Source organism: Rhizobium leguminosarum (genome assembly GCF_010668065.1).
In the GTDB taxonomy this organism is placed as follows: domain Bacteria; phylum Pseudomonadota; class Alphaproteobacteria; order Rhizobiales; family Rhizobiaceae; genus Rhizobium; species Rhizobium leguminosarum_S.
Map to the genome: position 1 here is coordinate 241108 of NZ_WUEN01000008.1, position 22813 is coordinate 263920.

Annotated in this window: 22 protein-coding genes; 11 read left to right on the forward strand and 11 right to left on the reverse strand. The window is 62.7% G+C overall.

The window, feature by feature from the left end:
• Positions 1–18: 18 nt before the first annotated feature.
• The 6 genes from GR198_RS22375 to GR198_RS22400 all read left to right on the forward strand — a co-directional run bounded on the left by GR198_RS22375 (position 19) and on the right by GR198_RS22400 (position 8410).
• Entirely contained in the window at positions 19–1728 is a 1710-nt protein-coding gene (locus GR198_RS22375) for a methyl-accepting chemotaxis protein (RefSeq protein WP_029871927.1), read from the forward strand.
• Between the two features lie 244 nt (positions 1729–1972).
• Positions 1973–3895, forward strand: a complete 1923-nt coding sequence (locus GR198_RS22380) for a HAMP domain-containing methyl-accepting chemotaxis protein (RefSeq protein ID WP_029871928.1) — start codon at positions 1973–1975, stop codon at positions 3893–3895.
• Positions 3896–4067: 172 nt separating this feature from the next.
• Positions 4068–5885 (forward strand): methyl-accepting chemotaxis protein, encoded by a 1818-nt coding sequence (locus GR198_RS22385; protein WP_029871929.1) that lies wholly within the window; start codon positions 4068–4070, stop codon positions 5883–5885.
• Positions 5882–6364, forward strand: coding sequence for a chemotaxis protein CheW (locus tag GR198_RS22390; RefSeq protein ID WP_029871930.1), 483 nt, complete (start codon positions 5882–5884; stop codon positions 6362–6364). Before GR198_RS22385 ends, GR198_RS22390 begins: the two co-directional genes overlap by 4 nt.
• A gap of 30 nt (positions 6365–6394) precedes the next feature.
• Complete coding sequence (locus GR198_RS22395; RefSeq protein WP_029871931.1) at positions 6395–7252, forward strand: CheR family methyltransferase; 858 nt, start codon at positions 6395–6397, stop codon at positions 7250–7252.
• A gap of 60 nt (positions 7253–7312) precedes the next feature.
• Positions 7313–8410: a protein-glutamate methylesterase/protein-glutamine glutaminase gene (locus GR198_RS22400; RefSeq protein ID WP_029871932.1), complete on the forward strand. Its 1098-nt coding sequence runs from the start codon at positions 7313–7315 to the stop codon at positions 8408–8410.
• Positions 8411–8492: 82 nt separating this feature from the next.
• On the opposite strand, the gene GR198_RS22405 is transcribed toward GR198_RS22400, so the two are convergent.
• Entirely contained in the window at positions 8493–9233 is a 741-nt protein-coding gene (locus tag GR198_RS22405; RefSeq protein WP_029871933.1) for a 3-oxoacyl-ACP reductase family protein, read from the reverse strand.
• Positions 9234–9305: 72 nt separating this feature from the next.
• Complete coding sequence (locus GR198_RS22410) at positions 9306–9884, reverse strand: TetR/AcrR family transcriptional regulator (protein WP_029871934.1); 579 nt, start codon at positions 9882–9884, stop codon at positions 9306–9308.
• Positions 9885–10102: 218 nt separating this feature from the next.
• On the opposite strand from GR198_RS22410, the gene GR198_RS22415 reads away from it, so the two are divergent.
• From GR198_RS22415 to GR198_RS22425, 3 genes are all read left to right on the forward strand, one after another.
• The gene (locus GR198_RS22415; RefSeq protein WP_029871935.1) at positions 10103–10903 is read left to right on the forward strand and encodes an inositol monophosphatase family protein; all 801 of its coding nucleotides are present in this window, start codon (positions 10103–10105) and stop codon (positions 10901–10903) included.
• Positions 10904–11015: 112 nt separating this feature from the next.
• Positions 11016–12122, forward strand: a complete 1107-nt coding sequence (locus GR198_RS22420) for a MotA/TolQ/ExbB proton channel family protein (RefSeq protein WP_028742214.1) — start codon at positions 11016–11018, stop codon at positions 12120–12122.
• Positions 12123–12125: 3 nt separating this feature from the next.
• Complete coding sequence (locus GR198_RS22425) at positions 12126–13157, forward strand: peptidoglycan -binding protein (RefSeq protein WP_029871936.1); 1032 nt, start codon at positions 12126–12128, stop codon at positions 13155–13157.
• On the opposite strand, the gene GR198_RS22430 is transcribed toward GR198_RS22425, so the two are convergent.
• From GR198_RS22430 to GR198_RS22450, 5 genes are all read right to left on the reverse strand, one after another.
• Entirely contained in the window at positions 13158–14408 is a 1251-nt protein-coding gene (locus tag GR198_RS22430; protein ID WP_029871937.1) for an RNA polymerase sigma factor, read from the reverse strand.
• Between the two features lie 7 nt (positions 14409–14415).
• Positions 14416–14754: a YciI family protein gene (locus GR198_RS22435; RefSeq protein WP_012758892.1), complete on the reverse strand. Its 339-nt coding sequence runs from the start codon at positions 14752–14754 to the stop codon at positions 14416–14418.
• Positions 14755–15025: 271 nt separating this feature from the next.
• The gene (locus GR198_RS22440; RefSeq protein WP_003542808.1) at positions 15026–15214 is read right to left on the reverse strand and encodes a YegP family protein; all 189 of its coding nucleotides are present in this window, start codon (positions 15212–15214) and stop codon (positions 15026–15028) included.
• Positions 15215–15499: 285 nt separating this feature from the next.
• Positions 15500–16492, reverse strand: coding sequence for a Bug family tripartite tricarboxylate transporter substrate binding protein (locus GR198_RS22445; protein WP_029871938.1), 993 nt, complete (start codon positions 16490–16492; stop codon positions 15500–15502).
• 143 nt (positions 16493–16635) lie between these two features.
• The gene (locus tag GR198_RS22450) at positions 16636–18438 is read right to left on the reverse strand and encodes an ABC transporter transmembrane domain-containing protein (protein ID WP_029871939.1); all 1803 of its coding nucleotides are present in this window, start codon (positions 18436–18438) and stop codon (positions 16636–16638) included.
• Between the two features lie 192 nt (positions 18439–18630).
• On the opposite strand from GR198_RS22450, the gene rpmE reads away from it, so the two are divergent.
• Positions 18631–18852: a 50S ribosomal protein L31 gene (gene rpmE, locus GR198_RS22455; RefSeq protein WP_003542805.1), complete on the forward strand. Its 222-nt coding sequence runs from the start codon at positions 18631–18633 to the stop codon at positions 18850–18852.
• A 191-nt stretch (positions 18853–19043) separates the two neighbouring features.
• Here rpmE and rcdA read toward each other — a convergent pair whose 3' ends face one another.
• From rcdA to GR198_RS22470, 3 genes are all read right to left on the reverse strand, one after another.
• Positions 19044–19559, reverse strand: a complete 516-nt coding sequence (rcdA, locus tag GR198_RS22460; protein WP_003542804.1) for a protease adaptor protein RcdA — start codon at positions 19557–19559, stop codon at positions 19044–19046.
• A 391-nt stretch (positions 19560–19950) separates the two neighbouring features.
• Positions 19951–20142, reverse strand: a complete 192-nt coding sequence (locus GR198_RS22465; RefSeq protein WP_003542803.1) for a DUF1192 domain-containing protein — start codon at positions 20140–20142, stop codon at positions 19951–19953.
• Between the two features lie 21 nt (positions 20143–20163).
• A complete protein-coding gene (locus GR198_RS22470) occupies positions 20164–21462 on the reverse strand; it encodes an MFS transporter (RefSeq protein WP_017989362.1) in 1299 nt (432 codons plus the stop codon).
• A gap of 171 nt (positions 21463–21633) precedes the next feature.
• On the opposite strand from GR198_RS22470, the gene GR198_RS35475 reads away from it, so the two are divergent.
• Positions 21634–21798: a hypothetical protein gene (locus tag GR198_RS35475; RefSeq protein WP_003542801.1), complete on the forward strand. Its 165-nt coding sequence runs from the start codon at positions 21634–21636 to the stop codon at positions 21796–21798.
• A 45-nt stretch (positions 21799–21843) separates the two neighbouring features.
• Here GR198_RS35475 and GR198_RS22475 read toward each other — a convergent pair whose 3' ends face one another.
• A complete protein-coding gene (locus tag GR198_RS22475) occupies positions 21844–22767 on the reverse strand; it encodes a PhzF family phenazine biosynthesis protein (RefSeq protein WP_164069593.1) in 924 nt (307 codons plus the stop codon).
• Between the last annotated feature and the right edge of the window lie 46 nt (positions 22768–22813).

Sequence of the window (22813 nt, forward strand, 5' to 3'; positions counted from 1 at the left end):
ACGAGGGGTTTGGGGACTATGCGACTGACAATCAAGACGAAACTGGTGACCGCGTTCACCTTCATCATTCTGATGCTCGTAGGCACCGCCGCCTACGGTATCTTCAGCCTTGGGTCGCTGAACGACACGATCGATAAGCTTCTCGCCGGCCCGGCAGCCCGGCTCGATCTGGCGCAGCAGATCAACATTGCCCAGCTCGAGGAGATCCGCCAGCAGAAGAACCTGCTCACCGCCCGCAGCGCAGACGAGACGGCTGGCGCAATCGCGAAGGGCAATCAGGCCCGGAAGGACTTCACCGACGCCTTCAACCAGGTGTTGGAGCTGGCCACGGAAGAAGGCAAGGCGCGCTGGGCGCGCATCGCCGAACTTTCCAAGAGCTTCACGGCAGCCGACGATCAGATCCGGGAATATATGAAGGCCGGCAATGCCGAAGGCGCAAATGCCGTTTCCGTCACGACGGCGCGGGTCGCTGCCAACGACATCGACTCGACGCTCAGCGAAATCCTGGCACTTGAAAAGCAGCGTATGAAGGCTGCCGACGACGGCGCCGAAGCGCAGTACACGACGACGCGCACAATGATGGTTGCGGTCGCCGCCGTTGCCCTGCTGATTGCTGCCTTTACCGCGTTCTGGATCGCCAGCACGATCAGCAGGGGCCTCGGCCGTGCCAACAGCGTGGTACGGGAAGTGTCGGAAGGCGATCTGACCAAGATGGCCGATATCACCAGCCATGACGAAATCGGCGAACTTCTGGGCAACGTCAATACGATGATCGAACGCCTGCGCGGCGTCGTCGCCGACGCACTGTCGGCCGCCGACAACGTCTCTTCCGGCAGCCAGCAGCTTTCGGCAAGCTCGGAACAGGTATCGCAGGGCGCTACCGAACAGGCGGCTTCCGCCGAAGAGGCTTCCGCCTCGATGGAGCAGATGGCCGCCAACATCAAGCAGAACGCCGATAACGCCGCCCAGACCGAAAAGATCGCCCGCCAGTCGGCCAAGGACGCGGAGATGAGCGGTGAAGCGGTGACGCGTGCTGTCGACGCCATGCGCACGATTGCCCAGAAGATCGGCATCGTCCAGGAGATCGCCCGCCAGACCGATCTGCTGGCCCTGAATGCCGCTGTGGAAGCAGCACGCGCCGGCGAACACGGCAAAGGTTTTGCGGTCGTCGCCTCGGAAGTGCGCAAGCTTGCCGAACGCAGCCAGTCGGCTGCCGCCGAAATCAGCTCGATGTCGAGCGATACGGTCAAGGCTGCCGCCGATGCCGGCGACATGCTCGGCCGTCTGGTGCCCGACATCCGCAAAACGGCGGAACTGGTCTCCGAAATCAGTGCGGCCTGCCGCGAACAGGATATCGGCGCCTCGCAGATCAACGAAGCGATCCAGCAGCTCGACAAAGTGACGCAGCAGAATGCCGGCGCTTCCGAGCAGATGTCGGCAACCTCCGAGGAGCTCGCCTCCCAGGCCGAAGAGCTGCAGACCTCGATCGCCTTCTTCAAGGTCGATACGGCAGGCAGCGCACGGACCGGCGCCCACAAGGCCCAGCCAAAAGCTTCGACCAAGGTGCTCAAGGCCCCGGCCGCTGTCCGCAAACCCGCCCCGCAGGCCAACGGCCAGGGCCGTGGCCAGACGGTTTCGGCTCAGCAGCAGCGTCTCAAGGGCTTTGCTCTCGATATGTCGATGGGCGGTCCAGACGCCGGTGACGATGACTTTAGGGAGAGCGCATAAGCGCTCCCCTGGGGAAAGCGCCTGAACGCTTTCGCCACGTGATCCCTCGGGCTGCTCCGGTGGCCCGAGGCGGGATATCCCCCAACGCATGTAGGCGTTGGCGCTGCGATCGATAGATGTCCGGCTGCCGGGAAGTGAATGTAGTCGCTTTCCCCCTTTTCAGACACATCACTTTCACGCTCGACGCCCCACCGATGGGACGTGTCTCTATCCATTTGTTTTGACCGCAAACAGGGGGTCTCACATGCGTTTCACCATCAAGCTCAAATTGGGTCTTGCCTTCGGCATCATGACGCTGCTGCTGATCGGCATCGCGGTTTATGGAAGCCTGAGCCTCGGCACCTTGAACGATGCAAGCGGCAATATGATCGACGGCCCGATGCGCCGCCTGGAACTGGCGCTGAACGCCAATGTTGCCGAAGTCAACGCCATCCGCGCTCAGAAGAACGCGCTGCTTTCCACCGAACCCGACGCCGCTGCCGGTTTCTACAAGGAGGCCGACCAGAACTTGCAGGCGATGTTCGACGCCCTCGATGCCGGCCACGCCATCGCTTCGCCCGAAGGCAAGCCCTATTGGGAAAAGCTGCAGACGGTCGGTGCGAAATTCCGCGACAGATCCGCCGAACTGCAGCAGCTTGACGCCAGGGGCGATCAAGCCGGCGCACTGGCGCTGTCGCTCGGCGACCTGCGCACGATGACCAACGATATGGGTGACGCGATTGCCGCACTCATCGAGATCCAGCGCAAGGGCATGAAGGCGACCGATCAGTCGAACACCGATCTTTACAATTCGACGAAGCTGATCCTCGGCACCGCTTCCGGTATCGCAGTGCTCATCGCTCTCGGCGCTGCACTGTGGATCACGCTCGGCATCAACAACGGTCTGCGGAAGATTACGACCGTCGTAAACGCCGTCGCAATCGGCGACCTCAACCAGAAGGTCGACGTCAAGACCAATGACGAGATCAAGGATCTCATCAACACGGTCAATACCATGACTGCCAACCTGCGCGCCACGGCAGCACTCGCCGATCAGATCGCCATGGGCGACCTCAGCACCGATGCCAAGCCGCTTTCGGACAAGGATACGCTCGGCATCGCGATGCAGAGCATGATCTCCAACCTGCGGACCACCGCCGGGATCGCCGATCAGATCGCCAACGGCGACCTGACGGTGTCTCCGAAGCCGCTCTCCGACAAGGATGCGCTGGGCCTCGCCCTGGAGCAGATGGTCGAGCGTCTGCGCGGCGTCGTCGCCGACGCGATCTCCGCCGCCGAGAACGTCTCTTCCGGCAGCCAGGAACTCTCGGCAAGCTCCGAGCAGGTCTCGCAGGGCGCCACCGAACAGGCGGCTTCCGCCGAAGAGGCTTCCGCCTCGATGGAAGAGATGGCTTCCAATATCAAGCAGAACGCGGACAACGCGGCCCAAACGGAAAAGATCGCCCGTCAGTCGGCCAAGGATGCGGAAGCCAGCGGCGAGGCCGTCTCCCGTGCCGTCGACGCCATGCGCACGATCGCCCAGAAGATCGGCATCGTCCAGGAGATCGCCCGCCAGACCGATCTGCTGGCTCTGAATGCCGCTGTGGAAGCAGCACGCGCCGGCGAACACGGCAAGGGTTTTGCGGTCGTCGCCTCGGAGGTGCGCAAGCTTGCCGAACGCAGCCAGTCGGCTGCCGCCGAAATCAGCTCGATGTCGAGCGATACCGTAACGGCCGCCCAGGAAGCCGGCGATATGCTCGGCCGGCTGGTGCCCGACATCCGCAAGACTGCGGAACTGGTCTCCGAAATCAGTGCGGCCTGCCGCGAACAGGATATCGGGGCTGCCCAGATCAACGAGGCAATCCAGCAGCTCGACAAGGTGACGCAGCAGAATGCCGGTGCCTCCGAGCAGATGTCGGCGACCTCCGAGGAGCTCGCCTCCCAGGCTGAAGAGCTGCAGACGTCGATTGCCTTCTTCAGGGTCGACATGGCAGGCGGCCGCCGCGAGCGTGCGCCGGCTGCAAAACTCACTGTCCGCAGCCGGGCTCCGGCCACACCACGCAAGCCGGCCAGCAAGGCGCCGGCCAATACGGTCGCCGGCCAGCAGGCCCGCGCCAAGGGCTTTGCCCTCGACATGTCGATGGGTGGGCCGGATACGTCGGACGATGAATTCCGCGAAAGCGCATAGGGCTTTTGGGATGCAGAAGCTGGGGCCGCAGTGGACGGCGGTCCCTCGATTGAACCGGTGCATGGACGCACCTGGTCATGCCGGCTTCGCCGGTGACGCATGAAGCGTTTTCACGACGGCATGATGTGCGATCCGGCGGAATATCCGTCGCGGTACTAACGGGGGTTTGGAAATGCGCTTCACAATCAAACTTAAACTGAGCCTGGTGTTCGGTTTCATCGTTCTCCTGACCTGCGCCATGGCCGGTCTTTCGATCTACAATCTCTCGTCGCTGAACAGCGACATCTCGGTCATGGTTGCCGGTCCGGTTGCCAACCTGCGCGATTCCGGCGATCTTTCCGACGCCGTGATGCGCTCCATTCGCGCCGAAAAGGATGCGATCATCAATACCGACGCCAGCAAGATCACCGGCTATGTCGACGAGATCTCGCAGCAGCGCGAGCTCATCAAGACGCTCCAGGACCGCCTTGCCGCCTCCGACGATCCGGAGATCAAGACCGGCATGGCACAATTCGGCGAACTCTACGGCAAGTGGACGGCGCTGCAGGATCGTGTCGCCGATCTCGCCAGGCAGAACACTTCGGAATCCAACGCCCAGGCCGGCATCATTTCGATGGGCGAAGGCCAGATGGTGACGACTCAGCTTCTCGGCATCCTCACCAAGCTGAACGACACGGTGACCGGCAACGTCGCCGAAACCGACGCCGCCACCAACGACCAGTATGCGCACTCACGCAATCTGCTGGTCATAATGACGATTGGCCTGATCATCGTCTCGTCGGCCGCGGCAATCTGGATCCTGCTCAACATTTCGCGCGGCCTGAAGCGCGCCGTCAATCTTGCGGATGCCGTCAGCATCGGCGATCTCGAACAGAACATCGAGCACAAGAGCAACGACGAAATCCGCGATCTCGTCCATTCGATGAGCCGGATGACGGCGAACCTGCGCAATACCGCGACGATTGCCAGCCAGATCTCGAACGGCGACCTGACGGTTTCTCCGAAGCCGCTGTCGGAGAAAGATACGCTGGGTATCGCGCTCGAGCAGATGGTCGAACGCCTGCGCGGCGTTGTCGCCGACGCCATCGCAGCCGCCGAGAATGTCTCGGCCGGCAGCCAGGAACTGTCGTCGAGCTCCGAGCAGGTGTCGCAGGGCGCCACCGAACAGGCCGCCTCGGCCGAGGAAGCTTCGGCTTCGATGGAAGAGATGGCCGCCAACATCAAGCAGAATGCGGACAACGCTTCCCAGACCGAGAAGATCGCCCGCCAGTCGGCCAAGGATGCCGAAGCCAGCGGCGAAGCGGTGACGCGTGCCGTGCAGGCGATGCGGACCATCGCCGAGAAGATCGGCATCGTCCAGGAAATTGCCCGTCAGACCGATCTGCTGGCTCTCAACGCGGCCGTCGAAGCGGCACGTGCGGGCGAACACGGCAAGGGTTTTGCGGTCGTTGCCTCCGAGGTGCGCAAGCTGGCCGAACGCAGCCAGTCGGCCGCTGCCGAAATCAGCTCGATGTCGGGCGATACGGTCAAGGCGGCCCAGGAAGCCGGCGACATGCTTGGTCGCCTAGTGCCCGACATCCGCAAGACGGCGGAGCTTGTCTCCGAGATCAGTGCCGCTTGCCGCGAACAGGATGTCGGTGCGGCGCAGATCAACGAGGCGATCCAGCAGCTCGACAAGGTGACGCAGCAGAATGCCGGCGCCTCCGAGCAGATGTCCGCGACTTCGGAAGAACTTGCTTCCCAGGCTGAGGAACTTCAGACGTCGATCGCCTTCTTCAAGGTCGATACGGCGGGCGGGCGCCGCGAGCGCGCACCGGCCGCCAGGATGATGGTCCGCAGCCCGGCTCCTACCACCGCCCGCAAGCCTGCGCCCAGGAAGCCGGCTGCCAACAGCGTCGCCGGCCAGCAGGCTCGGGCGAAAGGCTTCGCTCTCGATCTCTCCATGGGCGGTCCCGATAGTGGGGACGCCGAGTTCAAGGAAAGCGCATGATCATGGCCACGACATCTCTGGAAGCGCAATTCGTGACCTTCAGCCTCGGCGACGAGATTTTCGCCGTGCCGGTTGAGGTCGTACGGGAAATCCTCGACTATGCGGAAGCTTTCAAGATTCCGAATGGTCCCGACTATCTGCTCGGCCTGCGCGATGTGCGCGGGCAGGGCGTGCCGACGATAGATCTTCGCTTGAAGCTCGGCATGACGAAGACCGTGCCGACGCCGCACACACGGGTGCTCGTCCTCGACGTGCCGATGGAAAGCCGGCTGCTGACGCTTGGCCTCGTCGCCGACCGCGTCTTCGAGGTCACGCCGTTCCGGCGCGAGCAGATCGAGGCGGCGCCCGATATCGGCGTGCGCTGGCGCTCGGACTATATCGCCGGCGTCGTTCGCCGTGAAAACGGCTTCGTCGTCATCATCGATCTTGCACGCTTGCTGTCGCGCGAGGACGCCTCGGTACTGCAATCGGCGGCCTGACCCGCGCATCAACTCGGAGTACTGCATTCTATGAGTATGGCAGCAGCGGTGGAAACCCAATTGCCGGGCGACCGGATCAGCAAGCGCAATTTCGACAAGCTTGCCCGGTTCATCTACGACTATAGCGGCATCAAAATGCCGCCGACCAAGCTGACGATGCTCGAAGGGCGGTTGAGGCGCCGCCTTCGCGCAACCAACCACGCGACCTTCGACGATTATTGCGACTTCCTGTTCAATGAGGATGGCCTCGCCCAGGAAGCCGTCTACCTGATCGACGTGGTGACGACGAATAAGACCGACTTCTTCCGTGAAGCCAAGCATTTCGACTATCTGCAGAGCGTGGCGTTGCCGGCGATCGCCAACAGCGGCGTGCGGACCATCCGCACCTGGAGTTCGGCCTGCTCGACGGGGGCGGAACCCTACACGATGGCGATGGTGCTGGCGGAATTTGCCGAAGGCCGCAACGACGTCTCCTACAGCGTGCTGGCGACCGACCTTTCCACCGACGTGCTGCAGACGGCGCGGCGTGGCATCTATCCGGAAGATTTGATCGCACCCGTGCCGCGCGACCTGCAGCGCAAATACGTGCTGACGGCCAAGCAGCCGGGTCGGCGGGAGGTGCGCATTACGCCGAAACTGCGTAGCAAGATCGGTTTTGCCCGCATGAACCTGATGGACGAGAAATACGCGATCGGCGAACCGATGCACCTCATCTTCTGCCGCAACGTGCTAATCTACTTCGACAAGCAGACTCAGGCCGGCGTGCTCAACCGCCTCTGTGATTGCCTGGCGAAGGGCGGCTATATGTTCATCGGCCATTCCGAATCGATCACCGGCTTCGATCTGCCGTTGAAGCAGGTCTCGAATACCGTGTTTCAGCGTATCTAAGCGCATCGCGTCATCCCAAAACCGCTGCGCACTTCTGGACGGCATGCATTAGGGGCATTCATGGCTAAGAAAATCCGCGTTCTCATCATCGACGATTCCGCCAGCATCCGCCAGACGCTGACCCATGTGCTGGAGCAGGATCCCGATATCGAGATCATGGCGGTCGCATCCGACCCCTTCATGGCGGCGCGGAAGCTCCAGGAGGAGATCCCCGATGTCATCACGCTCGACGTCGAGATGCCGCGCATGGACGGCATCACCTTCCTGCGCAAGCTGATGTCGCAGCGGCCGATCCCCGTCGTGATGTGCTCGTCGCTGACGGAGGCGGGATCGGAAACGCTGCTCCAGGCGCTGGAGGCCGGCGCCGTCGACGTCATCCTGAAATCGAAGATCGGCGCCGCCGACAGCCTTTCCGACGATGCGATGCGCATTCGCGAAGTCGTCAAGAGCGCCTCGCATGCACGGCTTTCCATCGTCCGCCGTGCTGCCGGAACCATCCGCTCGGCCTCAGTGGAAGGGCCGGCCAAGAAGCTGACGGCGGATGTGATGCTGCCGCCGCCGACGGGGCGGGCCATGGCGAAGACGACGGAGATGGTCGTCTGCGTCGGCGCCTCCACCGGCGGCACGGAAGCGTTGCGCGAATTCCTGGAGGAACTGCCGGCCAATGCACCTGGCATGGTGATCGTCCAGCATATGCCGGAGAAATTCACCGCCGCCTTCGCCAAGCGGCTGAACGGGCTCTGCGAGGTCGAGGTCAAGGAAGCCGTCGATGGCGATCCGGTGCTGCGCGGCCACGTGCTGATCGCGCCAGGCGACAAACACATGCTGCTCGAGCGCCAGGGTGCGCGCTACTATGTGAGCGTCAAGACCGGGCCGCTGGTGTCGCGCCACCGGCCTTCCGTCGACGTGCTCTTCCGCTCGGCGGCGCGCTCGGCCGGCTCGAACGCCATGGGGATCATCATGACCGGCATGGGCGACGACGGCGCGCGCGGTATGCTGGAAATGCATCAGGTCGGTGCCTATACGGTGGCGCAGGACGAGGCGAGCTCCGTTGTTTTCGGCATGCCGAAAGAGGCGATCGCCAAGGGCGGCGTCGATCGTATCCTGCCGCTCGATCAGATCGCTCGCGAAGTACTGATGACGCAGCAGAAGTTTTAAGTCGGTTTCAACGGAACCGACTGAAGCCGGCGGCATCGTACGATACCGCCGGCTTTTGATCATAGCCGTGCAGGTTCGGTATTCAGGCGAGATAACCGCCGTCGATCGTCAGGCTGGCGCCGGTGACGAAGGCGGCCTCGGCACTGGCGAGATAGGCGGCGAGGCCGGCGATCTCGCGGTCCTCACCCAGGCGGCCAAGCGCCATCAGCGGCTTGAGGCGCTCATGATCGTCCTCATTGGGGTTCATGTCGGTCGCCGTCGGGCCGGGCTGGATGTTGTTGACGGTGATGCCGCGTGGGCCGAGATCGCGGGCGAGGCCGCGGGTCATCGAGGCGATCGCGCCCTTCGTCATACTGTAGACCGCGGAGGTCGGAAAGCCGCTGCGATCGGCGGTGACGCTGCCGATGGTGATGATGCGGCCGCCTTCCTTCATATGTCTTGCCGCTGCCTGGATGCCGACGAAGGCAGCGCGGACATTAACGGCGAACATCCGGTCGAAATCTTCGAGCGAATAGTCGTCGAGCGGGTTGAGGATGAGAATCCCGGCATTGCTGACGAGAATGTCGAGACCGCCGAAGGTCCGGGCTGTCAGCGCGACGGCATCCTGTACGGCTTTCGCATCGGCACTGTCGGCCCGGATCGCCAGCGCCCTGCCGCCGGCAGCCTCCAGCTCGGCGACGATCGCCTTCGCCTTGTGCTCGGAGCTGGAATAGGTGAAGGCAACGGCGGCGCCATCAGCGGTGAGCCTTCGGACGATGGCGGCACCGATGCCGCGCGAGCCGCCGGTGACGAGGGCGACCTTGGTGGAAAGGGATTGAGACATGCAGGTTTCCTTTGTTTTTGGATTGATCAGTCTAGAATTGCCCATGGAAAAGTCAGCTCGGAGTTGTTCTGGTCAGCGGAGGCTTCTGATTGCCATGCGTGCGATAGCGCGGAGCGTCGCGGGTAGGGCGCCGTTTCGGGCGCTGACTTTCATGCCCGACAGGGCAGCGCCGAGAAACGGAATGGCGTCGGCGATATCGATATCTGTTGCGAGATCTCCGGTCCTGCGAGCCTCACCGAGAAGGCTCTCGATCGCCGCGTGAAGCGCGTGGCCGGCGCTGTCTGTAAGAGCTGCGACCTCGGCATCGGTACGGCCGAATTCGCAGATGGCGCTGACACCGAGGCAGCCGCGTCGCGCCTCGGCAGCGGGACGCGAGGCGAAGGCGACAAGAGCGCCTTCCAGCGCCTCGATCGGCCGGCCTTCGCGGCGAAGATCGGCGATGATCTTGTCGATGCTCTCCACATTGTAGCGCTTCAGTGCTTCCAGATAGAGGCCGCGCTTGTCGCCGAAGGTGTCGTACATGCTTTGCCGGCTGATCTTCATCGCCGTCAGCAATTCCTCGGTCGAGGTGCCTTCATAGCCGTGCTCGGAAAATACGCCGATGGCGGCATGAAGGGCGGTGTCGCGATCGAATTCCTTGTGTCGTGCCATGACCAGGTTTCTACTCTTATTGGACTAATCTGTCCAGAATAAAATTAATGGTTTCCGGCGCCGCAGGGCAGCCATGCGTGCCTCCCCTTGAAATTTCCCTGATTTTGTGGTCTTGAGGCCGCCAATCTTCGCAGCGCTGCCTGTCATGCATGTTCAGGGACACTTCCCGCCCCTGGCAGCGCGCGCGCCCCGTATCAGTCCCAAGGAAAAATGCGCCGATGGCCCGTTCAGCTCTTCTCAATGTCATGGTTCAGGCTGCCCTCAAGGCAGGAAAGTCGCTGGGACGTGATTTCGGCGAAGTGCAGAACCTGCAGGTTTCCGTGAAGGGACCGGGCGATTTCGTTTCCACCGCCGACCGCAAGGCCGAAAAGATCGTCAAAGAAGAGCTGCTCAAGGCGCGTCCGACCTATGGCTTCCTCGGCGAGGAAAGCGAGGAAATCAAGGGCACCGACGGCGCGCATCGCTGGATCGTCGACCCGCTCGACGGCACGACGAACTTTTTGCACGGCATCCCGGCCTTCGCGGTCTCGATCGCGCTCGAACGCAATGGCGAGATCGTTGCCGCCGTCGTCTTCAATCCAGCGACCGACGAACTCTATACCGCCGAGCGCGGCGGCGGCGCCTTCCTCAACGACCGGCGCCTGCGCGTCGCCGCGCGTCGGGCGCTGTCGGATTGCGTCATCGGCTGTGGCGTGCCGGCGCTCGGCAAGCGTAATCACGGCAAGTTCCTGGTCGAGCTTCGCCACGTGATGGGCGAAGTGGCGGGCATCCGCCGCCTGGGCTCGCCGACCCTCGATCTTGCCTATGTCGCGGCCGGGCGTTTCGACGGTTTCTGGGAGGCCGAGCTTGCGCCGTGGGACATGGCGGCCGGCATCCTGCTCATCCGCGAAGCCGGCGGTTTTGCCACCGACTGGGATGGTGGCGCAACGATGCTGGAGAGCGGCACAATCGTCGCCGGCAACGAGATTATCCACAAGGCGCTGATCGAAGTCGTCAAGCGGCCGGTTCCCGCCAAGTGACCGAACGAAAATCTGGCTGTTGTAAAGTCACGGTTTTCTCCCCGGCATACTTCAATTCGGCACAATGTTGCTCTAGTCTCCGCCAGCAGGGAATCCGGAGGCTGCGTAACCTATGGAAAATGTGAATGTGGCGGAGATCGGCTCCACCGAAAAGACGGCGGGCATTTATGCCAACAGGCTTTCGAGCCCCATGCCCTTCCTCTGGACGATGCTGCTTTTCCTCGTCATCGTCGGCTTTATCGCCGCTATCCTTTTCCGCCAGACGCAGACCGCCTTCATGCACAATCCGGGCCTCAACGGCCTGATCGTCGGCGTTCTCGCGGTCGGAATCATCCTTGTTTTCAACCATGTACTGGCGCTTCGCCCCGAGGTGCGTTGGTTTAATTCCTTCCGCGCCGCCGGCAGCGTCGACAAGGTCAACCGCAATCCGCGGCTGCTTGCGCCCATGCGGGCGCTGCTCGGCAGCCGCAAGTCCGCAGTGTCGCTGTCGACGACGGCGCTGCGCTCGATCCTCGATTCGATTGCCAGCCGCCTCGACGAATCGCGCGACGTTTCACGCTACCTGATCGGCCTCTTGGTCTTCCTCGGCCTGCTCGGTACCTTCTGGGGCCTCATCGGCACGATTGGTTCGATCAGCATTGTCATCCAGTCGCTCGATGCCGGCTCGAACGGCACCGGGGACGTGCTCTCGGCGCTGAAGGAAGGGCTTTCCACGCCGCTTTCGGGCATGGGCCAGGCCTTCTCTTCCTCGTTGCTCGGCCTTTCCGGTTCGCTCATTCTCGGCTTCCTCGACCTGCAGGCAGGGCGCGCGCAAAACCGCTTCTATATGGAGCTGGAAAACTGGCTCTCCTCGGTCACGGATGTCGGCTCCGATCATCTTGCCCCCGCTCTCGACGCTGTTTCCGGCGCTTCGTCGGACGACATGCGCGCGCTCTCCGATTATCTGCGCAAGGTCTCCGAAGAGGGTGGTGCGGGCAGCCAGCGCTCCGTCGCCGCCATGGCAAGCCTTGCCGAGGGTATTCAGGGCCTCGTCAAGAACATGCGCAACGAGCAGCAGATGCTGCGCGACTGGATCGAGGCACAGCAGGACGAAGCCAAGGCGATGCGTCGCACGCTCGACCGGCTTGCCGAACGCATCGGCGTGCAGGAGCGCGCAGGCGAGAGGGGCGAACGCGTGCGCGACCGCGCCAGCCAGGCAGAAAAGAGCGAGGGCAAGTAAGCCATGGCTCTAGCCCGCAACCGGCGCCGCGAACGCACGGTGGATTATTGGCCGGGTTTCGTCGACGCGCTGTCGACGCTGCTCATCTCCATAATGTTCCTGCTGACGGTCTTCGTCGTCGGGCAGTTCATCCTCAGCCGCGAGATCACCGGACGCGATGAGGTGCTCAGTCGCCTCAACAGCCAGATCAACGAGCTGACGCAGCTTCTCGCGCTCGAAAAGGGCAGCAACCAGGATCTCCAGGATTCGGTCGCCAATCTGCAGGCTTCGCTTGCCAGTGCCGAAGGCGACCGTTCGCGGCTGCAGGCGCTGCTGAATGCCGGTTCGGGCGGTCAGGATGCGGCGCAGAAGCGGATCGGCTCGATGACGCAGGAGCTCGACGAGCAGAAGCAGGTGAGCGAACGGGCGCTCAGCCAGGTCGAACTGCTGAACCAGCAGATCGCGGCACTTCGCAGCCAGATTGCCGCCGTCGAAGCAGCCCTTCAGGCCTCGGAGGATAAGGATCGGGTCTCGCAGACCAAGATCGCCGATCTCGGCAGCCGCCTCAATGTGGCGCTCGCCGCGCGCGTCCAGGAGTTGAACCGCTATCGTTCCGACTTCTTCGGCCGGTTGCGCGAGATTCTCTCGGACCGTGAGAATATCCGCATCGTCGGCGACCGGTTCGTCTTCCAGTCGGAAGTGCTGTTTCCCTCGGGCGGCGCAGATCTCAACCCGGAAGGGCAGACCGAGATGGCGAAGCTTGCTAGCGCCCTTCTCGATCTCGCCAAGGAAATTCCGCCCGAGATCAACTGGGTGCTGCGCGTCGATGGCCATACCGACAATGTGCCGCTTGGCGGAACGGGCCGCTATCGCGACAATTGGGAGCTTTCCTCGGCGCGCGCGATTTCGGTCGTCAAATTCCTGATCGCACAGGGCGTACCGGCCGACCGGCTGGTTGCCGCCGGCTTCGGCGAGTTCCAGCCGATCGCGCCTGGCGATACGCCGGATGCGCGCTCTACCAACCGCCGCATCGAGCTGAAGCTGACCGAGAAGTGATTAACTTGATATCGCATGCCGCGCTTCTTTTAGCCGGCCGGTGAGAAAATCGCGCACGGCGGGGCTGTCGCTGAGGCCGATCGCTGTCATATAGGCATCGGCGGCCGCGGTATCATCGCCGGCCTCGGTCAGGAGAAAGGCACGCACCGCCCAGTAGGGCTGGTAGCTTGCGATGTCGCGCGGATCGAGCTTGTCGAGCCGCTCCAGGCCGACAGTGGCGCTCAACGCCCTGCCGATCACCGCAGCCTGGCTGACATGCGCACCCAGCGTCGGCTTCATCATCACCAGCGCCGCGTAGAGTGTCGTCAGCGCCTGCCAGTCGGTCGTTCCCGACAGCCGGCGCGCCGCATGCACGGATTGGATCGCTGCCTGGCACTGGAAGGGACCGAAACGGTCGAAGCTGCCGGCCTTGCGCAGCAGCGCATCCGCCTCGGCAATCATGATCGCGTTCCACGCGGTCGTATCCTGCTCGTCCAGCGGCACATATCGGCCGCTATCGTCGCGCCGGGCGCTGCGGCGGGCTTCGCAGTGGAGCATCAGCGACAGCAGGCCGATCGCTTCCGGTTCGTCCGGCAGCACTGCCAGAAGCGCACGGCCGAGCCAGATCGCCTCGCCGGCGAGCGAATGGCGCTCTTCCTCGCCGTCGAGACCGTCCCAGCCGAGACCGTAAGCCGCGTAGATCGCCGAAAGCACCGCGGCCAGCCGCCCGGGTAAGGCGGGGCGAGGCGGGACGGCGAAGGGAATGCCGGCATCGCGGATCTTCACCTTGGCCCGCACCAGCCGCTGGCTCATCGTTTCTGGCGAAACGACGAAGGTCCGTGCGATGGTTCTCGCCTCGATGCCGAGAACGGTCTGCAGCATCAGCGCCGTATGCACGGAGCTGTCGATGGCTGGGTGAGTGCAGGCAAAGAGCAGCTTCAGCCGCTCATCGGGAAAGACGGCGTTGCCGGCCGCGTTCATGCGTTCCTCCGCCTCCTCGAAGGCGACCGATATCGTCGTTTGCGCATTGGCCTCGACGGTGCGGTGGCGGGCAGCCTGCATGAGGTTGCGGCGGGCAGCCACCAACAGCCAGGCTTCCGGATTGCCGGGAACGCCGCGCTCCGGCCAGACGCGAAGCGCCGAAGCCAGCGCTTCCGACAATGCGTCTTCTGCCGCCGGCACGTCGCGCGAGCGGGCGGCGAGAAAGGCGATCAGCTTGCCGTAGGACTGACGCGCCACCTTTTCGGCAGCGCGTCTGGCATCGGGCGGCATGACTGCCTCACATCTGCAGGCGCGGGCGCACCTCGACCGACCCCTTGTCGGAGATCGGAACGCGGATTGCCCATTCGAGCGCGGTGTCCATGTCGGGGACGTCGATCAGATAGAAGCCGCCGAGCTGTTCCTTGCCGTCCGGATATGGCCCGTCCTGCACATCATGGTCCTCGCCTTTGCGGCGCACGATCGTGCCGGTCTCCGGGCCTGTCAGCCCGGCGCCGCCAGTCATGATCCCTGCCTGGGCGAGTGCCTGGCTGTAGGCGACCCAGCCGTCGCGATAGGCGGGATCGCTACGGCGGGCGAAATCCTCGGCGGCTTCGCGAATGATGAGAGCATATTGCATGGAAAACTCCTGATCTCGTTGCTGACGTTGATCCGAGCATGCCGGTATCGGGGATCGTGATCCCGAAAGCCGTGAAGCCCGGCGGAGCGGTGGGGCCGTTCCGAAACAATGAGGCGCGGCCACCGGTCGTTTCGACATGGCTTTAAAAAAATATGCGGAAAAGAAAAATGGCGCCGAAAATCGCAAGCAAGCGGGCCGGGCTCAAGGGCACCGGGGCTGCTTACGGGCGCGAAAGGGCAGGGCGGCAATCACGCCGCCGCTGCCGGTCTGCTCAGGATTCGGCCTTCGTCTGGTCGACGATCTCGGCGCTTGGCGTGTTCTTCTTGATGGATTCGATGGCACTCATGGCGGACGCCTTCGCCTTGTAGCCCTCCGACGAGAACATGGCTTCCCCGTTCGATGCTTTGAAGCGGAAGCGGAACTCGCCGCCCTTATCCTTATAGACTTCGAATTTATACATAGATGTCTCCCGAAATCCCAAAACGCTGAATTGCAACCATCAGCTTAGTGGAGGCTAGATCAAAATGGCGAGCTTTTCCACTGCCTTAATCAGGATTGGGTTGCTTAGCGTCCAATTGTCACCATTTCCATTGGACGCAAGCGAATGAGGGCGCCAGCGCCTATGCCTGAGAACAGGATGATTTTAGGCCGGATCGGCCTAAAATCTGAATCCTGTTCTCAATTAAAGAGTAGAGCATGATATCATCCGAAAACCGCTCCCACTTTTCGGCATCATGCTTTGGCATCACTCCATCTGGATATTCGCGCCCTTGACGACCGGTCCCCATTTGGCGAGTTCGGCCTTCACATGGGCGGCGAGTTCCTCCGGCGTCGAGCCGACGACGGTGGCGCTGAATTCTTTCATCCGTTCCGCGACGGCTGGGTCGGCGAGCGCCTTTTTAGCCGAGGCGTTGAGGCGCGTCACGACCTCGCTCGGCGTTTTGGCCGGGGCGAAAAGCGCGTTCCAGGTGTAGGTCTCGTAACCTGGAATGCCTGACTCGGCGACGGTCGGTACGTCGGGGAAGGACGGCGCGCGCTCGGCCGTGGTCACCGCCAGCGCCCGCAGAGTGCCGGCCTTGATGTGGCTCGACGAGGAGGGCAGGTTGTCGAACATGATCGGCACCTGGTTGCCGATGACGTCGTTCAATGCCGGACCGGCGCCCTTATACGGTATGTGCTGCATGCTGACGCCGGCCATGGACTTGAAAAGTTCGCCGGAAAGATGCAACGGCGTGCCGTTGCCCGATGAGGCGTAGCTGTATTTGTCGGGCTCGGCCTTCAGCAGGGCGACCAGTTCCTGCACGGTCTTTGCCGGCAGTTCCGGATTGACGACCAGCACATTCGGTACGACGACAAGCAGCGAGATCGGTGCGAAATCCTTTTCGGCGTCATAAGGCGTCGATTTCAGGATCAGCGGATTGAGGGCGTGGGTCGCGACCGTGCCCATCAGGATGGTGTAGCCGTCCGGTTCGGCGCGGGCGACGTTACCGGCGCCGAGATTGCCGCCGGCGCCGGCGACGTTCTGAACGATCACCTGTTGGCCGAGATCCTCAGACATCTTCTGCGCGACGATGCGGGCGACGACATCGGTCGAGCCGCCGGCCGCGAAGGGCACGACCATGGTGATCGTGCGGTCGGGAAAATCCGCAGCAGCGGCAGAGGCGCCGACGGCAAGGGCCGCAAGCGCACCGAAACCGAGCGCAAGGCCCGTACGTCGCGTCATATCGAAAAGCGCCATTCCTATCTCCTCCCAAGGATTTCAGCAGCAATATCCCCACCCCGGGGAATGAAGAGGTTAGGGCAGGACGCGCGAAAGACAACCGCAGAGAAGCGCGGCGGGTTCAGACTTTAGTCGCTGTTGGCGGGAGAAGTGCGCGCCGGCTATTTCGCGGCAGCGAGCACATCCTCATTGGCGGCGTCGAATTGCAGCCGCGCCAGCCGCGCATAGATGCCGCCGTGACGGATCAGGCTCTGATGCGTGCCCTCTTCGACGACCCGGCCCTGATCCATGACGAGAATGCGGTCGGCCTTCAGCACGGTTGCCAGGCGGTGGGCGATGACGAGCGTCGTGCGGCCGTCCACCAGGCCGTCAAGCGCCTTCTGCACCAGCGTCTCGCTTTCGGCGTCAAGCGCGGAGGTTGCCTCGTCGAGCAGCAGCACGGGCGCGTTCTTCAGGATGGCGCGGGCAATGGCGATGCGCTGGCGCTGGCCGCCTGACAGAGTGATGCCGCGTTCGCCGACCTCGGTCTCGTAGCCCTGGTCCAGCCGGGCGATGAATTCGTCGGCCTGCGCGGCAAGAGCTGCAGCGCGGACCTCGTCACGCGAGGCGCCGGGACGGCCAAAGGCGATGTTGTCATGGATCGAGGCGGCAAAGATGGTGACGTCCTGCGGCACGATGGCTATGCGCTGGCGCAGCTCATCGGGCGTCGTCAGCTGCGCATCGACCCCATCGATCTTCACGCTGCCCTGCTGCGGATCGTAGAAGCGCAGCAGCAGCGAAAAGACGGTGCTCTTGCCGGCACCGGAAGGGCCGACGATGGCGACCGTCTCGCCTGGCGTGATCGCGAAGCTTAAGTCATGCAGCGCCGATTTGCCGGGGCGCGAGGGATAGGCAAAGTGCACGCCGGAAAATTCGACGCGGCCGCGGCTGGGCGACGGAAGCGGCTCAGGCCTGGTGGGGGCTGCGATCGGCGAGACCTCGTCGAGAAGCTCGGTCAGCCGGTCTGCGGCACCGGCTGCCTGCGAGAGTTCACCCCAGACCTCCGACAGCGCGCCCAGCGAACCGGCGGAGATGACGGCATAGAGCAGGAACTGGCCGAGTGTGCCGGCAGAAAGCGTGCCGGCAAGCACACTGTGGGCGCCGAACCAGAGCACGGCAACGACGCTGCCGAAGATCAGCGTGATGGCGATCCCCGTCAGCAGCGCGCGCGAGCGGATGGCGGCGCGGGCGGCCTCATAGGCGGATTCGACGGCGGTGCCGTAACGCGTCGCTGCGGCATCCTCGCCGTTGAAGGCCTGGACGGTGCGGGTCGCGGCGATCGTCTCGTTGGCGAAGGCGGAGGCATCGGCGAGCGTATCCTGGGCGGCGCGTGAGCGCTTGCGCACCGAGCGGCCGAAGGCGACGAGCGGGAAGACGATCAGCGGGATCGCTCCGATGACGAGGCTCGAAAGCTTCGGCGAGGTGACGATCATCATGCCCATGGCGCCGATACAGAGGATGAGGTTCCTCAGCGCCACCGAGGCGGTGGCGCCGACGGCGGACTTGATCTGCGTCGTATCGGCGGTCAGCCGCGAGACGATCTCACCGGATTGGTTGACGTCGAAGAAGGAGGGCGACAGCCGGGTCACATGGGAAAAAACATCGCGGCGAAGATCGGCGACGATGCGCTCGCCGATGGTGATGACGAAATAATAGCGCAGCGCGCTGGCGACCGCGAGCACGATGGCCATGACCATCAGCATGGCGAAGTAGCTGTTGATGAAGCGGCCGTCGGACTGGGTGAAGCCGTGATCGATCATGCGACGCACGGCGAGCGGCAGCGCCAGCGAGGTGATGGCGGCAAGCGCCAGCGACATCAGCGCACCGGCCACCAGGCCGCGGTAGCGCATGACATAGGGCGTCAGCCTGCCGAGCGGTCGCAGCGATCGCTTCTTGTTTTCCTCAGCCCGTGCCTGCTCTGCCAAATCGTCTCCGATCGCCCGCAGGACCCGCGCAATGCGGCCTGTTGGCTCTTGTTATCTAGGCGTCCTTCATGTATAGGCACCGCATCCTAATGGGAAGCCGTAGCCATCCGACTGCGGCTTCATTTATTCAATCGGTTCGTTGGCCGCAACTGCATGCGGCAAATTGAACTCCGGTATCGCAGGAAGATTGTTATGAAGGCAGGCATCCATCCCGAATATCACATGATCAAGGTGGTCATGACCGATGGCACTGAGTACGAAACCCGCTCGACCTGGGGTTCGGAAGGCGCTGTCATGAACCTCGAAATCGATTCCAAGTCGCATCCGGCCTGGACCGGCGGCAACCAGCAGCTCATGGACCGCGGTGGCCGCGTCTCCAAGTTCAACAAGCGCTTCGGCGGCCTCGGCCTCTAATCGCTTTTGCTCGACGGAATTCGAAGAGAGCCCGGTTTCGCCGGGCTTTTTTGCGTTCGCCACGGCTTACAGTGCCGCGCGTCTTTTCGGACGCGCAAAGGACGCTGTAGGGATGCCGGTTGTTCAGCGGCAAACAAAAAACCGGCCGCGTAAGACGCAGCCGGTTTGTATTCGAATTCTTGCAGGTCCGGTCAGTTGTTGCCGAAGGCGGTCTGCAACAGGGAAAGCTGGGCCTGGACGCTGTTCTGATTATCATGAACGATCACTGCTTCGGACGGGCGGTAGATCTCGCGGTCGAGCAGGGCAATGCGGTTCTGCAGACGCAGCGAGCGTTCGACAAGGTCGCGGAAGGATTCCGGCAGGTCACCCCACCCGGGTGCGGCGCGGTCGACGTTGAACCCGTCGAGGCGAACCTTGTTCTTTTCGGCCAGCACCTGGTCACGGGACATTTCGCCATTGTTGACGGCGCGCTGCAACAGCAGCCAGGAGGCCATCTGCATCAGGCGGGTGGTGAGACGCATCGATTCCGCAGCGTAGAGAACCGAGGCCATCCGCGGCAGAACCTTGGAGGCGGCGCGGCCCTGACCGTCGAGATAGGCGGCAGTCTCTTCGACCAGCGACATGCCTTCCGCATAAAGTGCCTTGAACTGCGAGGATGCAGCGGCGCGGCCTGCAAAACTGATCGTGTTCAATCCAACTTCCGACATCGCAATAGTCCCTGTTCGCACGCAGCTACATATATTCAGGTAACGCCGGCACCGACGGAAAAGTTTCCAGGCCCGGTCTTTATGACTTTAAGATGGTATCATTAGCCCAAATGCGCAAGCCGTTTCTTAAGAAAGGGTTAATCTCCACAGTTTCGTGGAAGTGCGCTGGCCATAGGAAAAAGAAGAGCCGCAAACGCGGCTCTCAAGGTAAAACAGGGAGAAAAATCAGACCAATTCACCGCTTGGAAAACTGTCTGAGATCCAGAGGAAATCCGGATGAATACAGTAATACCTTATAAAGCTTAATATTTTATTAACATTGTGCCGGATTAAGACTTGAGGCGGGCTATTTTATCCGCCTATAGCCTTGTTTCTCGGGGTTTTTATCGGATCACGAGCGGAAGAAGCTTTCCGCTGCCTGCCGCCCGGAGGCTTTGCGGGCGGCCTCGGCCTCGAGACGGGCGATCTCCGTCTTCAGCAATTCCACCCGCGCCTTCAATTCGTCGACCGAAAGCATGGAGAGATCGGCGCCGATCTCGTGGGCGACTTTCTTCTGCGGCCGGTCATCATCGATGAAGCTCATGGTTCGTCCTCCGTTCGCTGCCTAACCAAACTTTACAGCAGGATCGTCGCTTTCGGGAGACTTTCCGGTTTCGGGAGGTTTGCCGGCGCCGCGATCGGCAAGCGACATGCTTTGCGGTGTCAGGATCGCCGAGGTGCCGGTCGGGATCGTCGTGTAGGCGTCGCGGTCGCTGGCGGGGACCGCGGCCCGGATGCGGCTCCTGATGATGGCATAAACGGTGATCAGCACATGGGCGATGGCGGTGACCAGGAAAAGCGCGTGTGGACTGATCGCCGACATCACGGGACCGCTGAGCGTCGGGCCGATCACCGTGCCGATGCCGTAGAGCAGCAGCAAGCCGCCGGAGACCTTGACGAAATCCTCCGACGCCGCGAAGTCGTTCGCGTGGGCGACGGCGATCGGATAGAGCGTATTCGCCACGGCGCCGTAAAGGACGACGAGCCCGATCAGCAAAGCGGGGGACGTCGGGTGGAGCAGGAAGATCAGCAGGCCGGCAAGGGCGGCGATCCCCGACATGGCGGCGAGCACGTAACGCCGGTCGATGCGATCGGAAAGCCGGCCGGCCGGCAGCTGCATCACCGCCCCGGCGAAGATGGTGGCGCTCATCATGACGGCGATGCTGGTGTCGGACAGGCCGGCGCCGGCGCCGAAGACGGCGCCGAGCGTGCCGTAGGCACCGTTGGCGATGCCGACGAGCAAGATGCCGAGGCAGGAGACCGGCGAGTTACGATAGAGCGCCGGCAGATCGAGGCGCACTGCCTTCAGCGGCTGCGGCGAAGCGGCGGTCGACAGCGTCGTCGGCAGCATGGCGATGCAATAGAAGATGCCGCAGATCATGAAGAGAACCGGCGTGCGCACATCCTCGAGCGGGATCATCATCTGGCCGCCGACGACGCCGATGAGTGTGATGCCGATATAAAGCGAGAAGATCATGCCGCGGCTCTCGTTGCTGGCGCGCTCGTTCAGCCAGCTTTCAATGATCATCGACGTGCCGGCGGTGGAGAAGCCGGTGACGGCGCGCAGGACCACCCACCAGATCGGATCGATGATGATGCCGCTGACCAGCGCAATGATGGCGATGATCGAGATGAACCCCGAAAAGGCACGCACATGGCCGACGCGGCGCACAATCTTCGGCGCAATCAGGCAGCCGATGACGAAGCCCCCCGCCCACGAAGTGCCGAGCAGGCCGAGCGTCGTCGTTGCGTAGCCTTCGAGATTGCCGCGCACGGGAAGCAGGATCCCCTGCAGGCCGTTGCCCATGAAAAGGAAGAGCGTGCCAAAGAGCAGCGCGGCGACGGACAGCAGATTTCTCTTCATTTCCCCAGACTCGGTCTTAGCGATTTGCAATGAGATAAGGCAGGACCTGCGTCAGCCCAGCCTCAAGATGATTGATTGTGCCCCGGAATGTCTTTACGGCGTGTCGAGATCCTGTGTTCGCGCGGAAAAATGTCCGTCCTGTGACATTCCGAAAAACGGAAAAAATAAAGCATGACAAAGCTGATAGCCTTGCTGCTCATCCTTGCCATGGCGATACAAGTGATCAAGCCGCTCGGGCTTCCCGGCCTCAGGCGGCGGATGGATTTCTGGAAGCTCGCGCTGATCGCTTTCGCCGTCTGGGCAGTGGCTCTGCTTTCGCGCGATTTCCTGATGTAGCCCCGGATTACGTGTAACGCAGGGGTACGGTCCGGGCTGCGACCGTCAGTCTTGCAAGCTAATTTCTCCGCGCATGACGGAAACGCAGCCTCCCGAGATGACGACATCGGTGACGATGCCGCCCGATTTCACAACATCAAGGGTGATGACGCTGCGGCGGCCCATTTCGACGCCCTGTTCAATGGTGATGCGGACGTTCATATCGGCACCCGGCGCAAGCGAGACGAGATAGGCGCCAAGCGCGGCTGAAGCGCTACCCGTTGCCGGATCCTCAGGCACATTGTCGAGGGGCGCGAACATGCGGGCGCGAATATTCCATGGATTTTCGGCTGCCCTCACATAGAGGAAGAGCGAGAAGTCGTGGCCGCTGGTGGTCTGGCGGCCGGCAGCTGCCTGGAACCCGGCAAGGTTCGGGCGGGCGGTGGCCAGCGCCTCGAGCCCGTTCACTTCTGCAACGGCGAAATTCAGGCCGACGGACGCAAAGACCGGGGCATGGGTGGTGCTGACGATGACGCCGGGGTTGAGCGAGACGCAGCCGGCGATGGTTTCCGCGGCGATGGTGTCGCCGATCGTCAGCGGCTGCGGCGCGCGGATGGCGGCAGCAGCAACCTTTCCGCCGCTGCGTTTCAGGCTGACTTCGACGATGCCGGCCTTTTCCTCGAAACGCAGCGTATCGCCGACCGGCTTGCCGAAAATCTCCGCCTGCTGGCCGAGCACATAGGCGGTGCCGACGTTCGGATGGCCGGCAAAGGGTATTTCCATCGTCGGGGTGAAGATGCGCACGCGGGCGGAATTTTGCGGGTCTTCCGGCGGCAGGACGAAGGTGACTTCGGAATAATTGAACTCGGTGGCGATCTTTTGCATCGCCGCATCGCTCAAACCGCGCGCATCGGAGATGACGGCAAGCGGATTGCCCTCGAAGCGGGTGGAGGTGAAGACATCGACGGTGACGTAGGAGAGGGTGTTCATGGCGGCTCCTGTTGTGACAGGGCGCTATGAGTAATCACGGTTTTCG

Bases quoted from the DNA above. Each gene is read 5' to 3' on its own strand.
- GR198_RS22410 (WP_029871934.1), bottom strand. From the start codon at position 9,884: ATGGCACGACACAAGGAATTCGATCGCGACACCGCCCTTCATGCCGCC.
- GR198_RS22470 (WP_017989362.1), bottom strand. From the start codon at position 21,462: ATGAAGAGAAATCTGCTGTCCGTCGCCGCGCTGCTCTTTGGCACGCTC.
- GR198_RS22445 (WP_029871938.1), bottom strand. From the start codon at position 16,492: ATGGCGCTTTTCGATATGACGCGACGTACGGGCCTTGCGCTCGGTTTC.
- GR198_RS35475 (WP_003542801.1), top strand. From the start codon at position 21,634: ATGACAAAGCTGATAGCCTTGCTGCTCATCCTTGCCATGGCGATACAA.
- GR198_RS22380 (WP_029871928.1), top strand. From the start codon at position 1,973: ATGCGTTTCACCATCAAGCTCAAATTGGGTCTTGCCTTCGGCATCATG.
- GR198_RS22395 (WP_029871931.1), top strand. From the start codon at position 6,395: ATGAGTATGGCAGCAGCGGTGGAAACCCAATTGCCGGGCGACCGGATC.
- rpmE (WP_003542805.1), top strand. From the start codon at position 18,631: ATGAAGGCAGGCATCCATCCCGAATATCACATGATCAAGGTGGTCATG.
- GR198_RS22385 (WP_029871929.1), top strand. From the start codon at position 4,068: ATGCGCTTCACAATCAAACTTAAACTGAGCCTGGTGTTCGGTTTCATC.
- GR198_RS22405 (WP_029871933.1), bottom strand. From the start codon at position 9,233: ATGTCTCAATCCCTTTCCACCAAGGTCGCCCTCGTCACCGGCGGCTCG.
- GR198_RS22390 (WP_029871930.1), top strand. From the start codon at position 5,882: ATGATCATGGCCACGACATCTCTGGAAGCGCAATTCGTGACCTTCAGC.
- GR198_RS22475 (WP_164069593.1), bottom strand. From the start codon at position 22,767: ATGAACACCCTCTCCTACGTCACCGTCGATGTCTTCACCTCCACCCGC.
- GR198_RS22375 (WP_029871927.1), top strand. From the start codon at position 19: ATGCGACTGACAATCAAGACGAAACTGGTGACCGCGTTCACCTTCATC.
- GR198_RS22430 (WP_029871937.1), bottom strand. From the start codon at position 14,408: ATGCCGCCCGATGCCAGACGCGCTGCCGAAAAGGTGGCGCGTCAGTCC.
- GR198_RS22440 (WP_003542808.1), bottom strand. From the start codon at position 15,214: ATGTATAAATTCGAAGTCTATAAGGATAAGGGCGGCGAGTTCCGCTTC.
- GR198_RS22435 (WP_012758892.1), bottom strand. From the start codon at position 14,754: ATGCAATATGCTCTCATCATTCGCGAAGCCGCCGAGGATTTCGCCCGC.
- GR198_RS22400 (WP_029871932.1), top strand. From the start codon at position 7,313: ATGGCTAAGAAAATCCGCGTTCTCATCATCGACGATTCCGCCAGCATC.
- GR198_RS22415 (WP_029871935.1), top strand. From the start codon at position 10,103: ATGGCCCGTTCAGCTCTTCTCAATGTCATGGTTCAGGCTGCCCTCAAG.
- GR198_RS22465 (WP_003542803.1), bottom strand. From the start codon at position 20,142: ATGAGCTTCATCGATGATGACCGGCCGCAGAAGAAAGTCGCCCACGAG.
- rcdA (WP_003542804.1), bottom strand. From the start codon at position 19,559: ATGTCGGAAGTTGGATTGAACACGATCAGTTTTGCAGGCCGCGCCGCT.
- GR198_RS22420 (WP_028742214.1), top strand. From the start codon at position 11,016: ATGGAAAATGTGAATGTGGCGGAGATCGGCTCCACCGAAAAGACGGCG.
- GR198_RS22425 (WP_029871936.1), top strand. From the start codon at position 12,126: ATGGCTCTAGCCCGCAACCGGCGCCGCGAACGCACGGTGGATTATTGG.